Here is a 16,139-nt window from a genome sequence, read left to right on the forward strand (position 1 = left end):
TCAAGCGAACAACATTCGCCGCAACTCCACACAATCCTTCGCATGCCAATCGGTCAGCTCCGGCCACGGATTGTCCGGCAGGTTCACCAGCACCGTGTGCGTACCCGCTGCCCGACCGCAGTCGAGGTCGAAGCGGTAATCTCCGACCATCACCATCTCGCTCGCCGGCACTTGCCAGGCTTCGGCCAGTTTCAGCAAACCGCCCGGATGCGGTTTCGGCGGCGCTTCCTCGCGACCCAGCACATCCTCCACCGCAAAGCAGTCGGCCAGGCCGATGGCTTCCAGCGTCACATGGGCCAGCTCCCGCGCATTGCGGGTCAGGATGCCCAGGCGATAACCCTTGGCGTGCAGGTCGCGCACCAGCTCCACCGCGCCGACCGCCGGGGTCGAGCCGAGCGCCAGATCCCGCTCATGTTCCAGCAGCCACGCATGTTTCGCCGCCGCTTCATCGGCAGGTAATGCCGCGAGGTGGGTAAGGATGTCGTCCTCCGGCGGGATCGCCAGCGCCACGCGAATCGCCGCGAAGTCATGCACGGCGACGGTCAGGGTGCCGTCCATGTCGAACACCCAGTGCCGCACATCCGCCAGACTCATGCCCAGTCCTTGCGATGACGGATCAGGCCTTCCTGAGTCACCGACGCCACCAGTTGTCCGGCGCGGTTGAACACGCTGCCACGGGAGAACCCGCGCGAGTTGCCGGCCCACGGGCTGTCCATGGCGTAGAGCAACCAGTCATCGGCGCGCAGATCGTTGTGGAACCACAAGGCGTGGTCAAGGCTGGCGACCTGCATGTCTTTCTGCCAGACCGATTTGCCGTGGGGCAGCATCGAGGTGGTCAGCAGACCGAAGTCCGAGGCGTAGGCCAGCAGGTATTTGTGCAGCGCCGGGATGTCGGCCAAGGCGCCGTCGGCGCGGAACCACACGTACTTGACCGGATCCGCCGGTTGCGGGTTGTACGGGTCTTTTTCGGTGACCGGGCGCACTTCGATCGGCTTCGGGCACAGCAGCTTTTCGCGCATGTGTTCCGGGATCAGGTGCGCGCGTTGCTGGGTCAGTTCCAGCTCCGACGGCAGGTTTTCCGGGCCGACCACTTGCGGCATCTGGCTCTGGTGTTCGAAGCCTTCTTCGTCGTACTGAAACGACGCGCTGCAGGTGAAAATCGGGTGGCCCTTCTGGATCGCGGTCACGCGGCGGGTGCTGAAACTGCCGCCGTCCCGCACGCGGTCCACCGAGTAGACCACCGGCAACTTGGCATCGCCCGGACGCAGAAAATAACCGTGCATCGAATGCACATGACGCGCTTCTTCAACGGTCTGACTGGCCGCCGACAGCGACTGGCCCAATACCTGGCCGCCGAACAACTGGCGAAAGCCCAGATCCTGACTGCGACCACGGAACAGGTTTTCCTCGATCGGTTCGAGGGTCAGCAGATCCACCAGATCTTCCAACACTTGGCTCATTCAGACTCTCCTCACACAACGCTATGCCGCGCAGTCCTGACTGCGACGGCCAATTCAGATTCTGGCGCGAGCCACTGATCGCGCCATTGTAAACGTCCGTGTCGGCTTAGCCATGCAGGGTCTGCAGCCATTGCTCCCGGGTGATGCGGTACAACACGTGTCGACGCAACGGATGGTCGACCGCCAGTTTCGGGTGATCAAAATCGTCGGCTGGATCGTGATGCATGCCGATCGCCTGCATGACTTTTTCCGACGGCAGATTGCTCTGCGCAGTGAAGGACACGATTTCCTTCAGGGCCAACCGGTCAAAACCGCAGCGCAGCGCGGTCCACGCCGCCTCGCTGGCATAACCGAGGCCCCAGTGTTCCTTGGCCAGCCGCCAGCCGATTTCCACCGCCGGGGTGAACGGCGCATCGAAGCCGACCACGCCGAGCCCGGTAAAACCGATGAACTCGCCGCTGTCCTTGCGCTCCAGCGCCCACAGGCCATAACCGTGCTCGGCAAAATGCCCGCGCACCCGGCCGATCAACGCGGCGCTTTCCAGCCGGCTCAAGGGCGCGGGGAAGTAGCGCATCACCTGCGGGTCGGCGCACATTGCCGCGAACGCCGGCAAATCCTCGTCCTGCCATTGGCGCATCAGCAGCCTTGCGCTTTCCAGCTCCAGTATCGGTTCCATCCCGCCCCTCCGCTTGATGCCGTCAGTCTACATCGCTGTTAGGCTTTGCACTCTTTCCTGCAGCCTTTATGAATAGTCCACCATGCCGTTGCCGCTGATCTACCACGAAGACTACAGCCCGGAATTCCCGGCGGAACACCGCTTCCCCATGGACAAGTTCCGCCTGCTGCGCGATCACCTGGTGGACAGCGGCCTGACCCGCGACGAAGACCTGCTGCGCCCTGAACTGTGCCCCGCCGACATTCTCGCCCTGGCCCATGACCGCGGTTATATCGAACGCTACATGAGTGGCGAGTTGTCCCGCGAAGACCAGCGGCGCCTCGGTCTGCCGTGGAACGAAGCCCTGGCCCGACGCACGGTGCGGGCGGTCGGCGGTTCGATTCTCGCGGCAGAGAAAGCCCTGGAACATGGCCTGGCCTGTCACCTCGCCGGTGGCACCCATCACGCCCACTACGATTACCCCGCCGGCTTCTGCATCTTCAATGACCTGGCGATCATCAGTCACTATTTGCTGCAAAGCGGCCGGGTGAACCGGGTGCTGATCTTCGACTGCGACGTGCATCAGGGCGACGGCACTGCACGGATTCTGCACAACACCCCGGAAGCAATCACCGTTTCCCTGCACTGCGAAAAGAACTTTCCTGCACGCAAGGCCGAAAGCGACTGGGACATTCCGCTGCCCAACGGCATGGGCGATGCCGATTACCTGAAAGTGGTCGACGACGCGCTCAACTATCTGCTGCCGCTGTATCAGCCTGATCTGGTGCTGTACGACGCCGGCGTCGACGTGCACAAGGACGACGCCCTCGGTTATCTGCAACTGACTGACGAAGGCGTCGCCGCCCGCGACGAAAGCGTGATGCGCCACTGCCTGGGCCGCGACATCCCGGTGGTCGGCGTGATCGGCGGCGGATACAGCAAGGATCGCCAGGCCCTCGCCCGCCGCCACGGCATCTTGCATCACAGTGCGCAGCGCGTCTGGCAGTCATCGGGTTGTCATTGAGTTGTGCTGCGTTACCCACAGTGGCTGTGGAACGGCCTGTGGATAACCTGAGCGAAAGGGACTACAGCCCACGCTGAACATGGCTTGCAGCGCGCTGGTTGTTTTTTGATCAGGCCTGACGATGGTCGCTGCTGCTAGAATGCGCGGCTTATTCCGCCACGCTATTGCCGCTGCCATGACCCAGACTTCTGCCGCCCTTCCCGCTCACGTCGCCATCATCGGCGGTGGCCCCGCCGGCCTGATGGCCGCCGAAGTGCTGAGCCAGGCCGGAGTCCGCGTCGATCTGTACGACGGCATGCCCTCGGTGGGCCGCAAGTTCCTGCTGGCCGGGGTCGGCGGCATGAACATCACCCACTCCGAAGCCTACCCGGCATTCCTCTCGCGCTACGCCGAACGCGCCCCGAACATCGCCCCGCTGCTGCGCGCGTTCGACGCCGACGCACTGTGCCGCTGGATCAACGAACTGGGCATCGAAACCTTCATCGGCAGCTCCGGCCGGGTGTTCCCCACCGACATGAAAGCCGCGCCATTGCTGCGCGCCTGGCTCAAGCGCCTGCGCGACAGCGGCGTGGTTATCCACACCCGCCACCGCTGGCTCGGCTGGGACGAAAACGGCGCGCTGCGCATCGACAGCCCGGAAGGCGAGAAAACCTTTTCCCCCGACGCCACCCTGCTCGCCCTCGGCGGCGGCAGCTGGTCGCGACTGGGTTCCGACGGCGCGTGGATGCTGCCGCTGGAGCAACGCGGCGTAGGACTGTCGCCGTTGCAGCCGAGTAACTGCGGCTTCGAGGTGCAGGCCTGGAGCGAGTTGATGGTCAGCAAATTCGCTGGAGCACCGTTGAAAAACATCGCCATCGGTTTGAACGACGATGTTCCGCGTTTGGGTGAATGCGTGATCACCGCGACCGGCATCGAGGGCAGCCTGATCTACGCGCTGTCAGCGCCGATTCGTGAGGCGATCAATGTGCACGGTGCCGCGACCATTCACATCGACCTGCTGCCCGGCCGGCCTGTGGATAAATTGCAGGCGGCATTGAGCAAACCACGGGGTTCGCGCTCGATGGCCAAGCATCTGCACAGTCAGGTCGGGATTGATGGCGTGAAGGCGGCGCTGTTGCGAGAACTCACTGATGCAGCGACGTTTGCCGATCCAGCGTTGCTGGCCAGGGCGATCAAGGCTTTGCCGCTGACGCTGGTGAAAACCCGACCGCTGGATGAGGCGATCAGCAGTGCCGGTGGCGTGACGTTTGAAGCGATGGATGAGCGGATGATGCTCAAGGCGTTGCCGGGGGTGTTTTGTGCGGGGGAGATGCTGGATTGGGAAGCGCCGACTGGAGGGTATTTGCTGACGGCGTGTTTTGCCAGTGGCCGGGCGGCCGGAGCTGGAATGCTGGACTGGTTGAAACAGCGTAACTGATCGTTCCCGCATTGCGCGGGAACGACCCTGTCTGACGCTTAAGGCTTACGCTTACGCGGTCCGGTATTGAACACCGGCACCTTGCGCACAGGCTTGATCGAAGGCTCCGGCGCCTGAGTCTCGCCGCTGTCCACCCACTTGCCCAGATTGCGCTTGCCACCGCCACCACCGGAAGCTTTCGGCTTCTTCGGTTTCTTCGGCTTCTTGATCACCTGGCCACTGGCATCGGTGTCCGGCACGCGGTGCTCCGGCACGAAGTCCGGCTCAACCTCACGCTTCAACGTGCTGCGAGTCAGCATTTCAATCGCCGACAACATGTTCACTTCATCAGCGCACACCAGCGAGATCGCCTCACCGGTCGAACCCGCGCGGCCAGTCCGGCCGATACGGTGAATGTAATCCTCGGCCACGATCGGCAGATCAAAGTTGACCACCAGCGGCAAATCTTCGATATCCAGACCACGGGCAGCAACATCAGTGGCCACCAGAATCTGCACTTCGCTCAGTTTGAAACGGTCCAGCGCCCGCTGCCGGGTCGCTTGCGGCTTGTCGCCGTGGATGCCGTCGGCGTTCACGCCCAGGCCCTGGAGTTTCTCGACCAGCGCGTCCACACCATTACGGGTCTTGGCGAACACCAGCACCTGCTTCCACTTGTTCTTGCGCATCAGGTGCACGAACAGTTCCGGCTTGCGCTTCTTGTCCACCGTCACCACCCACTGCTTGACGGTGTTGGCGGCCACGTTGCGCGGGCTGACTTCGATGCTCTGCGGATCGTTGAGCATCTGCCCGGCCAGCAGGCGGATGTCATCGGAGAAGGTCGCGGAGAACAGCAGCGTCTGACGTTTCTTCGGCAGCGCGCGGTAAATGTTCGCCAGCTCTTCGGAAAAACCCAGGTCGAGCATGCGGTCGGCTTCGTCCAGCACCAGGGTTTGCAGCTGGTTGAACTTCAGCGCGTTCTGACGGAACAGATCGAGCAGACGGCCCGGAGTCGCCACCAGCAGATCGACGCCACCACGCAGCTTCATCATTTGCGGGTTGATGCTGACGCCGCCGTACACCGCATAAGTGCGCAATGGCAGGTTCTCAGCGTACTCGCGCACGGCTTCGTGGACTTGCTCGGCCAGCTCGCGGGTCGGCACCAGAATCAGCGCGCGCACCGAGTTGGCGGTGACTTTCGGCCCTTCCATCGCCAGCAGTTGCAGCAGCGGCAAAGCGAAACCGGCGGTCTTGCCGGTGCCGGTCTGGGCCGCGGCCATCAGGTCGCGACCGGCCAGCACGGCCGGAATGGCTTGCGCCTGCACCGGCGTCGGGGTCTGGTAGCCGAGCTTCTCGAGGGAGCGCAGCAAGGGTTCGATCAGGCCAAGGGTGGCGAAAGTCATGGGAGTACCGTAGGAAAAATCAGAGCAGATTGTGCAAAACGAGTATGCGATGGCGCGCAGTTTACCCTAATTCGCACGCTGCTCCGTCGCTATGACCTTCGCTGCGGCAGCCGGCTCGCTGACCACCGGCGGCCGCGCCGGACGCCGCCACTGTGGCAGACTGATCAGCACCACCGCGCCGATGATCACCAGCATCGCCAGCGCTTCTTCGATGCCGATGGTCTCGCCGACAAACACGATCCCCAGCAACACCGCCACCGCCGGGTTGACGTAGGCATAACTGGTGGCTGCCGCCGGACGAACGTTTTTCAACAGATACATGTAAGCGTTGAAGGCGATGATCGAGCCGAAGAAGATCAGGTACGCCAGCGCCAGCCAGCCTTCCAGCGGCGGCATAGCCTGCAGGTGTTCACCGCTGGCCGCGCTGCCGATCAGCAACACCGCCCCACCAACCAGCATTTCCACGGCACTGGCCATTGCGCCCTGAGGCAGCGGCAGGTGTTTGCTCCACACCGAACCGAACGCCCAGCTCGCTGCCGCGAAAATCAGCAACGCCGCGCCCAGCGGACTCGATTGCAGGTTGGAGCCCATGTTGAGCATCGCGATGCCGATAATCCCCATCACCACCCCGGCCCACTCCAGGCGGGTGTTGCGCGCCCCCCAGAGATAACCGCAGAGCAAAGTGAACAGCGGCACCGTCGCCACCGCCAACGCCGCGACACCCGAGGCCACGCCACTGTGCTCGGCCAGCGTCACCGCGCCGTTACCGAAACTGAGCAACAGAATCCCGATGATCCCCGCCGCCTTCCACTGCGCCCAGGTCGGCGCCGGTGCACCGCGCCAGCGCAGAAACGCGTACATCAGAGTGCCGGCAATCACGAAGCGCACACCACCGAGCATCAGCGGCGGCCAGTACTCGACGCCGATGCGGATCACCAGATAGGTCGATCCCCAAATCACGTACAACGCAAAAAACGCAGCGATCAAGGGCAAGGAAAAACGGCGCAAGGCAGACATGGGCAGCTCGAAAGTCAGACTCAGTGGATTGGTTATTCTAGAAAGGCCAACCGCTAAAAATAAGTTACAAAACCTGTTTATAGCGCCGGTACACTTTTGAAAACACGGAGATCGACGGTCTTAACCGCGATTTCGAAAGTCTGGCATTTTCAGGAGTCCGACCTTGGACAAATACGACCGCATGCTGCTCGGCGCCCTGCTCGAAAACGGTCGCGCGTCCTACGCCGACCTCGCCCGCAAAGTGAACCTCTCCGCCCCCGCCGTCGCCGAGCGCGTGGCCAAACTTGAGGCGGCCGGAGTAATCACCGGGTATCAGGCGAACATCGACCTGTCGAAAATCGGCTTGCCGATCCAGTGCGTGATCGAATTGCGCCTCCACCAGAACGGCAGTCAAAAGGTCTACGACGAACTGGTGAAAATTCCGCAACTGACCGAGTGCTTTCGAGTGACGGGCGATCCGTGCGTGATCATGAAGGCCGCGGTGGGTTCGATGACCGAGCTGGAAGAGCTGATAAACCGGGTGGCGAAATTCGGGTTCAGCAAGACGTCGATCGTGTTGTCGAGTGCGATAGAGAAGCGGGTGCCGCTCGGCCATATCGAGGGCAACACCAAGTAACCTTCCCGTCCCGCTCGTTCCCACGCTCTGCGTGGGAATGAAGCCCGGGACGCTCTGCGTCCCATTCGAGAGCTGGAACGCGGAGCGTCCCTTGAGGCATTCCCACGCGGAGCGTGGGAACGATCAACCGGGGCCGGAATTCAGCGATAGCGTTGCAAGTGCTCAACCACTTTAGCAGCCGGGACTTTCTGCAATTTGCACAGCAAGTCGTGCGATAGCTCCCGCACCCCATGCTTGTGCCGCAGTTCATCCGCCAGATGCGCCAGCAAATTCGCCGCCATCTCCGCATCCGCCATCGCCCTGTGCGCCTGGCCGGTGTGCGGCAATTGGGCGAAGGTGGTGAGCGTACCGAGCTTGTGGTTCGGCGCCGCCGGCATCAGGCGGCGCGCCAGCAACAGCGAGCAGGCAAAGTTCTGCAAACGGGTGCGTTTGATCCGGCCCAGTTCGAAGTCCCAGAACTTCTGGTCGAACGCGGCGTTGTGCGCCAGCAGGGGTGTGCAGCCGACGAATTCGTTGACTTCGCTCATCACCCGCTCGGCCGACGGCGCTGTGCGCAACATGGCGTTGCTGATGCCGGTGAGTTGTTCGATGAAGGCCGGGACGCGGACGCCGGCGTTCATCAGGCTCTGGTAACGCTCGACGATGCGGCCGTTTTCCAGCATGACCACGGCGATTTCCGTGGCCCGGCAGCTGCTGCTCGGCGAGATGCCGGTGGTTTCAAAGTCGATGACTGCAATGCGTTCCAAACCGGGTTGTACTCCGTCCAAATCAAGTCTTGAGCTTGCGCTCAATTTTTCAACAGCAGTGCGCCTTCGATCGGCACGTAACGACTGGCGGCGCGGATCAGCGAGTTGGCGGTCAGGCCGGGAACGCCGTAGGCCACCGCTTGCACGCCGTGTTTGTTGATGATGCGTTCGAGCAGCATGTCGAAGTCGCCATCACCGGAGGCCAGGACGATCTCGTCGACGTGGTCGGCGGCGTCCATGATGTCGAGGGTGATGCCCACGTCCCAGTCGCCCTTGGCCGAGCCGTCGCTGCGCTGGATGTAGGGTTTGAGTTTCACGGTGAAACCGAGGTTGCGCAGGATCTGCTGGAACTGCTGCTGTTTGCTGTCGCCCCGGTCGATCGCATAGGCGTAGGCCTCGACGATCTGCCCGTCCTTGCTGATGTCCGCCCACAATGCCGCGTAGTTGAAGTGGCAACCATAGGCCTGACGCACGGTGTAGTAGAGGTTCTGCACATCGGCGAACACTGCGATTTTTTTCACCGGAGTTCCTGTGAGCGCTGACGCGCATGAGCCGGATCAGGCACCAGGCCCGAAAAAGGCACTCAGTATGCCAGCCCGAAGGAAGGTTCCGCGAATAATCGGCCCGGGGCGATCAGGCGCCCCGGACGAATGGTGAATCAGACGAAGGAATCGTCGTCATCGAAGAACGATGAGTTGTCATCGCTGTAGTCGGTGTCGGCAAAGCCGCCCTGATCATTACCGTAGGAGTCGTTGTTGGCCATGCGCTGGTCATCGCCCCAGCCGCTGTTGCTCTGATCGTTGACCTGGGCCGGTTCTTCCTTGATGACTTCGACGATTTCTTCCGGCTGCTGGTTGTGATGGAACAGGCTGCTGATGCCTTGTGCCAGCATCACGCCACCCGCCACACCGGCGGCGGTTTTCAGGGCACCGCCGAGGAAGCTGCTGCCGGCCGCCGGGGCCGCTTGTTGCTGGCCATAACCCGGTGGTGGCGCGCCGAAGTTCTGTTGCGGCGCCGGGGCACCGAAGTTCTGCTGCGGTGCCGGCTCACGCCAGCCGCCGGTGGAGGCCGGGGCGCTCTGGGTCGGCGCCGGGCGCGAGCTGCTGCCACCGAAGATGCTCGACAGGAAGCCACCGCCGCTGTAGGCCGGTGGCGCGCTCTGGGCCTTGGCCGATTGCAGCTCGGCCTGCAACTGCTTGACCTGTTGAGTCAGTTGTTTGTTCTGTTCGTCGAGGCTCTTGAGGGCAGCCTCCTGCACCAGAATCGCCTGGGTCATGAAATAACCTGCGGCCGGCTGGCGCGTCAGGTGTTCCTTGATCCGCGCCTCGGCCTGGGCGTCGCGCGGGGCTGCCTCCGTTTCGGCCTGTTGCAGCCGGGAAAACAGTCCATCGATCAGGGTTTGTTCTTCGCTGTTCATGGCGACCTCGTAGATTGCCGGGGATAACGTTGCCCTCCTCCACGTCGGAGAAGATGCACCTCTGTAATGGAGGCAGCAACAGAATGTTTCAATGACCTTTACCGAACGTTTACGTTTGCGCAGCGAAACGGATCATCGGTTAAAGTGGGCCACTGTTTTTGACCTGCGATACCGACTGATGAATGCCTTCGATGTGCTGCGCGACTCCCTGTATTTTTTCAAACGCAATCTGGGCCGGATCGTCCAGTTGTGCCTGCCGCTGGTGATTGTCGAAGCCGTGCTGCAACAGGTGGTCGACCATGCCAGCGACCCGGACGGTTACTCGGCCATCAGCGTGATCGTCGGCCTGCTGGTGTATCCGCTGTACACCGCCGCGCTGATTTTGTTTCTCGACGCCCGCACCCGCGGCGAATCCCCGCAAACCCGCGATCTGCTGGCGATGGCCGCTCGCCTGTGGCCGCGCTTTGCCCTGCTGACTGCGCTGAACACGCTGCTGATCCTGCTCGGTCTGTCCCTGTATTTCCTGCCAGGCCTGTGGCTGATGGTCACTCTGGCCTTCGGTGAGTATCTGCTGGTGCTGCGCGGTTACGGTCCGCTGCAGGCGATGAAGGAAAGCCTGCGCCTGAGTCGTGGGCATTTTCTGCGGATTCTGGTGTGCATTCTGTGTGTGATGGGGCCGCTGTGGCTGCTCAAGGGCCTGACTTTGCAGGTCTATCCCGATCCGCAGAATCCTTTGATTGCGGTGCTGATCGACAGTGGCCACAGCTTCCTGCAACTGTTCACTAGCGTGGTGCTGTTCCGCCTGTTCATGCTGATTAGCGAATTGCCCGACAAACGTGACGGAATAGTCTGACTGCACCGAGCTTGGGCTGATGGATGGGTCTCGGGTATGCTCGGGACCACTTCCGTATCGCTATAAGCCGAGCCATGACCCGTCTACTGCGCTACATCCTGTTGCCCGCACTGTTCGTCCTCGCCCTGATCGGCACGCTGATCTACAGCCTGACCTGGCGCCCCGACGCCCGGGAAACCCTGCCGGTCAGTTGCACCGGGCAACCGCCGATGCTGGTCCCCGGTCAGGCTCTGAAGGTCATGACCTGGAACGTGCAATACCTGGCCGGCAAGCGCTACGTGTTCTGGAATGACCTGGCGCAAGGCGACGACGAAACCCCGACCCCGGAAGACATGGCGTTCAGCCTCGATGAGGTGGCGCGGGTGATCCGCGACGAACAGCCCGACGTGGTGCTGTTGCAGGAACTGGATGACGGCGCCAAGGCCAGCGACTACCAGAACCAGCTCAAGCTGTTGCAGGAGCGTCTGACCGACCTCTACCCGTGCAGCGCCCACGCCTTCGACTGGAAGGCCGATTTCGTCCCGGATCCGCACATCTTCGGCAGCGTCGGCCGGCAACTCGCCACCCTCAGCCGCTACCGCATCGAACACGCCGAGCGCCTGCAATTGCCGGTGCAGCCGGCGAACCTCATCAGCCGTCAGTTCCAGCCGAAAGATGCCCTGCTCGCCACCACCCTGCCGCTCAGCGATGGCGGGCAACTGGTGGTGTTCAACACCCATCTGGATCGCGCCACCCAGCCGGACGACACCTTGCAGGCGCAGGTGACAGCGGTGGCCAAGGTCCTCGACAAACACGAAAGCCACGGCACGCCGTGGCTGATCGGCGGCGACTTCAACCTGTTGCCGCTCGGCCAGTACCGGCGCCTGCCCACCGAGCAGCGCACGCCCTACTCCGCCGACAGTGCGCTGCATGTGCTGTGGGACAAGTACCCGATGATCCCGACCAACAACGAAGCCAGCGGCATCGACCGCGCCAAGTGGCTGACCCATTACCCCAACGACCCCGGCCTCAACGGCCCGGACCGCACGGTCGATTACCTGTTCTACAGCCCGAAGATCAAACGGGTCGAAGCCACGGTGCGGCAGGACGACACCTTGCGCATCTCCGATCATTTACCGGTGATTGCGAAGTTCCTCCTGCCACCCAACTGACCTCAATGGGACTCTTCGAGATCATCGTGCAACAGCCCGAAGATCTGCCGCTTCATGTCGATGAACGAGCGCTCCATGACCATGTCCAGCGTGCGCGGGCGTTCGATCGGCACATCGAGAATCTGCTTGATCCGCCCCGGCCTGGCGCCCATCACATACACCCGATCGCCGAGCAGGATCGCTTCGTCGATGTCGTGGGTGACGAACAGCACGGTTTTCTTGCTGTTGCCCCACACCCGCAATAACAGCTGCTGCATTTGCAGGCGGGTCTGGCTGTCCAGGGCACCGAAGGGTTCGTCCATCAGCAGGATCTGCGGATCGTTGGCCAATGCCCGGGCAATCGCCACCCGTTGCATCATGCCGCCGGACAACTGCTTGGCGTAGTTGTCGGCAAACCCGGACAAGCCGACTTCATGCACATAGTGATCGACGATTTCCTTGCGCCGCGCCGCCGGCATGCCCCGTCGCTTGAGGCCGAACTCGACGTTCTGCCGCACCGTCAGCCACGGAAACAGTGTGTAGCTCTGGAACACCATCCCGCGATCCGCGCCGGGGCCCTGCACTTGCTGGCCGCCGACATAGATTTCGCCGGAACTCGGCTCGGCCAGGCCGGCGGTGAGGTACAACAGGCTCGACTTGCCGCAGCCCGACGGCCCGACCAGTACCGCGAACTGCTGGTCCGGCACCTCGAACGACACTTCTTCCAGCGCGGTAAACGTACCGCCACCGGGTTTGCTGTAGCGCAGGCTGACCTTGTCCACCTGCAACCTTGGCGCGGCGTGGGCCGGTGCGGCGACCGGCTCGATGAAACGACGGTTGGCAGCGGTTACTGAGCCCATGCGGCAATCCTCAAACGCAAGAAGCGAAACAGTTGATCGGTGACCAGGCCGAGCAGGCCGATGATCGCGATGGCGAGAAAAATCACATCGACCTGAAAGCCGCGCATGGCCTTGAGGCTCAAGTAACCGAGGCCACTGGAAGCGGCGACCAGTTCGGCGACCACCAGATACGTCCAGGCCCAGCCCATGGTCACCCGCAAGGTGTCGAGCACGCCGGGCAACGACGCCGGGGCGATCACGTGCAGCACCGCGTCACGCCGGTTGGAGCCGAGGGTGTAGGAGGCGTTGATCAAATCCTTGGAGATGCCTTTGGACACGTCGGCGATCATCACCAGTTGCTGGAAAAACACGCCGAAAATGATCACCGACACTCGCTGTTCCAGACCGATGCCGATCCAGAGGATGAACAGCGGCACGAACGAGGTCACCGGCAGGTAGCGGATGAAGTTGACCAGCGGTTCGAGGAATGCCTGGACGATGCGAAAGCTGCCCATCAGCAAGCCCAGCGGCACCGCCACCAGCGACGACACAATGAACCCGACCATCACCACTTCAACACTGGCCCAGACATGCTGGCCAAGGGTGCCGTCGCGGCTCAAGCGCACGGCGGCTTCGACCACCGCGCCGGGCGTGGGCAGGAACATCCCCGGCACGATGCCGCCGTAGGACAACCCGGCCCACAGGCCGACCAGCAACACCCAGGCCAGACCGCTGGCGCTCCACACCACCGGCACCGGCAATCCGGTTTTCGGCGTGATGCAGCGGCTCAGCCATGAATTGCGCTTGAACATGACCAGTCTCCTAGAGCGGGCTGACGAAACGGTTATCCACCAGATCGTCGTTGCTGACGTTGTAGGGCTTGCCCTGCAATTCGCTGGCGGTTTCGTTGGCCAGTTTGATCAGCGGTGCGCTGTCACCTGGCTTGCCCGGCGAGCCAAGGAGTTTTTCGCTCATGGCCTGATCGTAGAAACGCACGCCCTGCGCGGCGGCGGCCAGTTCCTTCGGATCGGACAGGTAACCGCCGACACCCTTGGCCATGATTTCGTAGGCTTTCTGTGGATGGTCCTTGGTGTACTGCACCGCTTTGTAGAGCCCGGCGACCAGCGCCTTGACGTCCTCCGGCTGCTTCTCGATCACCGTGCAGTTGAGCGCCACCACATCGACGATCACCCCCGGCGTACTGCTGCTGTCGATCAGCACTTTGCCCTGCTGCTTGTCGCGCACCATCGACAGATGCGGCTCCCAGGTCACGGCGGCCGGCACGCGACCGGCGATGAACGCGGTGGCGGCATCGTCGGCGGTCATGTTCTGCACGGTGATGTCGCTCATGCTCATGCCGTTCTTTTTCAGCAGGTACGAGAGCCAGAACTGCGAGGTCGAGCCTTCGTTGACGGCCACGGCCTGGCCCTTGAGTTCTTGCAGGCTCTTCACGTTCTTGCCGACCAGCACACCGTCGCCGCCATGGCTGTCATCCAGCGCGGCCACGGCCTTGAAGCAGAACTGCGGGCGGTACTTCAGCACTTCATCGATGGTCGAGGCCGAGCCGGACAATTGCCCGGACGCCTGGGCGGCCATGTACATCGACGCTTCTTCGACCACCGGCAATTCGACGGTCAGGCCGTTTTCCTTGAAGTAGCCCAGATCCTGAGCCAGATACAGGGTGCCGTAACCGACCCACGTGGTGTGGCCAATCGACAAGGTGCCGGCCTGGGCGGCGGTGACGCAAAGGGCGGAAATCGCCAGAGGACATGCAAGACGGGTAAACAAGGACTTGTTCATGGAGCACTCCCAACGCTGTTGATTTAGTTGTCATGGGCAGTACGGCCAGCCGTGGTGTCGCGATTGCACGCTGCGGTCTCTGCTGGACTCTGGCGGGCAATGCCTTGGCTGGCGAAATCGATGTTGACCCAGGCTTGGCGTCAGGAAAACGAGGAAATAGTTAGACGCGAACGATGAAAAAACTGGGTAGTGCGCACCGCGAAAGGGCGCGTCGGACGGGGGTGCCCGAGGTGGGTGCAGATTGGGAAAAAGTCTGGCGGAGATCGTTCCCACGCTCTGCGTGGGAATGCAGCCCGGGACGCTCTGCGTCCCATTCGAGAGCTGGAACGCGGAGCGTCCCTTGAGGCATTCCCACGCAGAGCGTGGGAACGATCAGGACACGGAACGAGCGATCGGGGGAGTTAGAGCCGGCCGTATTCCTGCGCCGTACGATCAACCGCTTTCAGGGTCTTACCCACCAGCTCGTCAATCTCTTCACGACTGGCAATCAGCGCCGGCGCCATGATCATCCGCCCCAGGGTCGAGCGAATGATCACCCCCTCTTCAAAACCGATCGTGCGGCAGCGCCAGGCGATGTCGTTCTCATTGGCGAAGCGCTTGCGCGTGGCCTTGTCTTCGGCCAGTTGCAGCGCCGCGACCATGCCCGTGCCCTGAATATCGCCCACCAGCGGGTGATTGCCGAACACCTCGCGCAGGCACTGTTGCAGGTACGGGCCGATGTCATCCTTGACCCGCGTCACCACGCCTTCATCGCGTAATGCCTTGAGGTTGGCAATCGCCACCGCCGCCGCCACCGGGTGCCCGGAATAGGTCAGGCCGTGGGCGAACACACCGCCCTGCTCCACCAGCACGTCGGCCATTTTCTTCGACAGGATCAGGCCGCCCATCGGGATGTAACCGGAGGTCAGGCCCTTGGCGATGGACAGGGTGTCCGGCTCGAAACCGAAGTATTCGTGGGCGAACCATTCGCCGGTGCGACCGAAGCCGCCGATCACTTCATCGGCACACAACAGCACGTCGTACTTGCGGCAGATACGCTGGATTTCCGGCCAGTAGCTTTCCGGCGGAAAGATCATCCCGCCCGCGCCCTGGAACGGTTCGGCGATGAACCCGGCGACCTTGTCGGCGCCCAGTTCGAGGATCTTCGCTTCCAGTTGCTGCGCCGCCCGCAGACCGAATTCCGCCGGGGTCAGATTGCCTTCGTGGGCAAAGAAGTACGGCTCGTCGATGTGCGCGATGTCGGGAATCATCCCGCCCATTTCGTGCATGAACTTCATGCCGCCGAGGGCCGTCGCGGCCAAGGTCGAACCGTGATAACCGTTCCAGCGGCCGATCATGATTTTCTTCTCGGGCTTGCCCAGCACCTGCCAGTAACGGCGCACGGTACGGATCAGCACCTCGTTGGCCTCGGAGCCGGAGTTGGTGTAGATCGCGTGGCTGTAGTGCCCCGGCAGCAGGCTGAACAGCAGCTCGGAAAGCTCGATCACCTGCGGGTGGGTGGTGTGGAAAAACATGTTGTAGTACGGCAACTGCTCCAGTTGCCGGCTCGCTGCCGCGTTCAAGTCCTTGCGCCCGTAACCGAGGTTGGTGCACCACAGCCCGGACATGCCGTCGAGGTAGCGCCGACCGTCGTTGTCCCACAGGTGCAGGCGGTCACCGCGCACCATCACCCGTGGGCCTTCGTCGTTGAGGGCCTTCTGGTCGACGAACGCATGAATGTGGTGCGCTGCATCGGCGGCCTGGTAGTCGCGGGTTTCACGTGAGGTGGTCATCGCCGGATCTCCTT

At 62.5% G+C, this 16,139-nt stretch carries 17 protein-coding genes; 5 read left to right on the top strand and 12 right to left on the bottom strand.

From position 1 onward, the window contains the following. From L6D82_RS09370 to L6D82_RS09380, 3 genes are all read right to left on the bottom strand, one after another. Entirely contained in the window at positions 1-594 is a 594-nt protein-coding gene (locus L6D82_RS09370; RefSeq protein WP_085747678.1) for an HAD family hydrolase, read from the bottom strand. After that, positions 591-1,460 (bottom strand): acyl-CoA thioesterase II, encoded by an 870-nt coding sequence (tesB, locus tag L6D82_RS09375; RefSeq protein WP_007958750.1) that lies wholly within the window; start codon positions 1,458-1,460, stop codon positions 591-593. The genes L6D82_RS09370 and tesB overlap by 4 nt, the downstream gene beginning before the upstream one ends. A gap of 106 nt (positions 1,461-1,566) precedes the next feature. Further along, entirely contained in the window at positions 1,567-2,136 is a 570-nt protein-coding gene (locus tag L6D82_RS09380) for a GNAT family N-acetyltransferase (protein WP_064382143.1), read from the bottom strand. Positions 2,137-2,218: 82 nt separating this feature from the next. On the opposite strand from L6D82_RS09380, the gene L6D82_RS09385 reads away from it, so the two are divergent. Both L6D82_RS09385 and L6D82_RS09390 read left to right on the top strand, forming a co-directional pair. After that, the gene (locus tag L6D82_RS09385; RefSeq protein WP_102716637.1) at positions 2,219-3,139 is read left to right on the top strand and encodes a histone deacetylase family protein; all 921 of its coding nucleotides are present in this window, start codon (positions 2,219-2,221) and stop codon (positions 3,137-3,139) included. 175 nt (positions 3,140-3,314) lie between these two features. Further along, positions 3,315-4,556 carry a TIGR03862 family flavoprotein gene (locus tag L6D82_RS09390; protein ID WP_102716638.1) on the top strand — a complete coding sequence of 414 codons (1,242 nt, stop codon included), beginning with the start codon at positions 3,315-3,317 and terminating at the stop codon, positions 4,554-4,556. 38 nt (positions 4,557-4,594) lie between these two features. On the opposite strand, the gene L6D82_RS09395 is transcribed toward L6D82_RS09390, so the two are convergent. Then, on the bottom strand, positions 4,595-5,935 hold the full coding sequence (locus L6D82_RS09395; RefSeq protein ID WP_236188827.1) for an RNA helicase RhlE1: 1,341 nt from the start codon (positions 5,933-5,935) through the stop codon (positions 4,595-4,597). A gap of 66 nt (positions 5,936-6,001) precedes the next feature. Further along, a complete protein-coding gene (gene yedA, locus L6D82_RS09400) occupies positions 6,002-6,952 on the bottom strand; it encodes a drug/metabolite exporter YedA (protein WP_102686346.1) in 951 nt (316 codons plus the stop codon). Between the two features lie 163 nt (positions 6,953-7,115). Here yedA and L6D82_RS09405 point away from each other — a divergent pair, with 163 nt between their 5' ends. Beyond that, a complete protein-coding gene (locus tag L6D82_RS09405; RefSeq protein WP_102686347.1) occupies positions 7,116-7,568 on the top strand; it encodes an Lrp/AsnC family transcriptional regulator in 453 nt (150 codons plus the stop codon). Between the two features lie 140 nt (positions 7,569-7,708). Here the strand turns inward: L6D82_RS09405 and L6D82_RS09410 are convergent, their stop codons facing one another. From L6D82_RS09410 to L6D82_RS09420, 3 genes are all read right to left on the bottom strand, one after another. Beyond that, positions 7,709-8,314, bottom strand: a complete 606-nt coding sequence (locus L6D82_RS09410; RefSeq protein ID WP_236188828.1) for a 3'-5' exonuclease — start codon at positions 8,312-8,314, stop codon at positions 7,709-7,711. Positions 8,315-8,355: 41 nt separating this feature from the next. After that, positions 8,356-8,835: a LabA-like NYN domain-containing protein gene (locus L6D82_RS09415; RefSeq protein ID WP_003228475.1), complete on the bottom strand. Its 480-nt coding sequence runs from the start codon at positions 8,833-8,835 to the stop codon at positions 8,356-8,358. Positions 8,836-8,972: 137 nt separating this feature from the next. Continuing rightward, a complete protein-coding gene (locus L6D82_RS09420) occupies positions 8,973-9,731 on the bottom strand; it encodes a DUF2076 domain-containing protein (RefSeq protein ID WP_236188830.1) in 759 nt (252 codons plus the stop codon). Between the two features lie 178 nt (positions 9,732-9,909). On the opposite strand from L6D82_RS09420, the gene L6D82_RS09425 reads away from it, so the two are divergent. Together L6D82_RS09425 and L6D82_RS09430 are read left to right on the top strand one after the other, a co-directional pair. Further along, positions 9,910-10,584: a YciC family protein gene (locus tag L6D82_RS09425; RefSeq protein WP_218189661.1), complete on the top strand. Its 675-nt coding sequence runs from the start codon at positions 9,910-9,912 to the stop codon at positions 10,582-10,584. Between the two features lie 74 nt (positions 10,585-10,658). Beyond that, positions 10,659-11,735 (top strand): endonuclease/exonuclease/phosphatase family protein, encoded by a 1,077-nt coding sequence (locus tag L6D82_RS09430; protein WP_236188840.1) that lies wholly within the window; start codon positions 10,659-10,661, stop codon positions 11,733-11,735. Between the two features lie 2 nt (positions 11,736-11,737). Here the strand turns inward: L6D82_RS09430 and L6D82_RS09435 are convergent, their stop codons facing one another. The 4 genes from L6D82_RS09435 to L6D82_RS09450 form a co-directional block, all read right to left on the bottom strand. Next, complete coding sequence (locus L6D82_RS09435; RefSeq protein WP_236188842.1) at positions 11,738-12,574, bottom strand: ABC transporter ATP-binding protein; 837 nt, start codon at positions 12,572-12,574, stop codon at positions 11,738-11,740. Next, positions 12,562-13,365, bottom strand: a complete 804-nt coding sequence (locus tag L6D82_RS09440) for an ABC transporter permease (RefSeq protein WP_007958721.1) — start codon at positions 13,363-13,365, stop codon at positions 12,562-12,564. The genes L6D82_RS09435 and L6D82_RS09440 overlap by 13 nt, the downstream gene beginning before the upstream one ends. A gap of 10 nt (positions 13,366-13,375) precedes the next feature. After that, the gene (locus tag L6D82_RS09445; RefSeq protein WP_236188844.1) at positions 13,376-14,353 is read right to left on the bottom strand and encodes an ABC transporter substrate-binding protein; all 978 of its coding nucleotides are present in this window, start codon (positions 14,351-14,353) and stop codon (positions 13,376-13,378) included. 401 nt (positions 14,354-14,754) lie between these two features. Further along, the gene (locus L6D82_RS09450) at positions 14,755-16,125 is read right to left on the bottom strand and encodes an aspartate aminotransferase family protein (RefSeq protein WP_064382156.1); all 1,371 of its coding nucleotides are present in this window, start codon (positions 16,123-16,125) and stop codon (positions 14,755-14,757) included. Positions 16,126-16,139: the final 14 nt, after the last annotated feature.

The sequence above is a fragment of the Pseudomonas paraglycinae genome (assembly GCF_021601625.1).
GTDB classification, from domain to species: domain Bacteria; phylum Pseudomonadota; class Gammaproteobacteria; order Pseudomonadales; family Pseudomonadaceae; genus Aquipseudomonas; species Aquipseudomonas paraglycinae.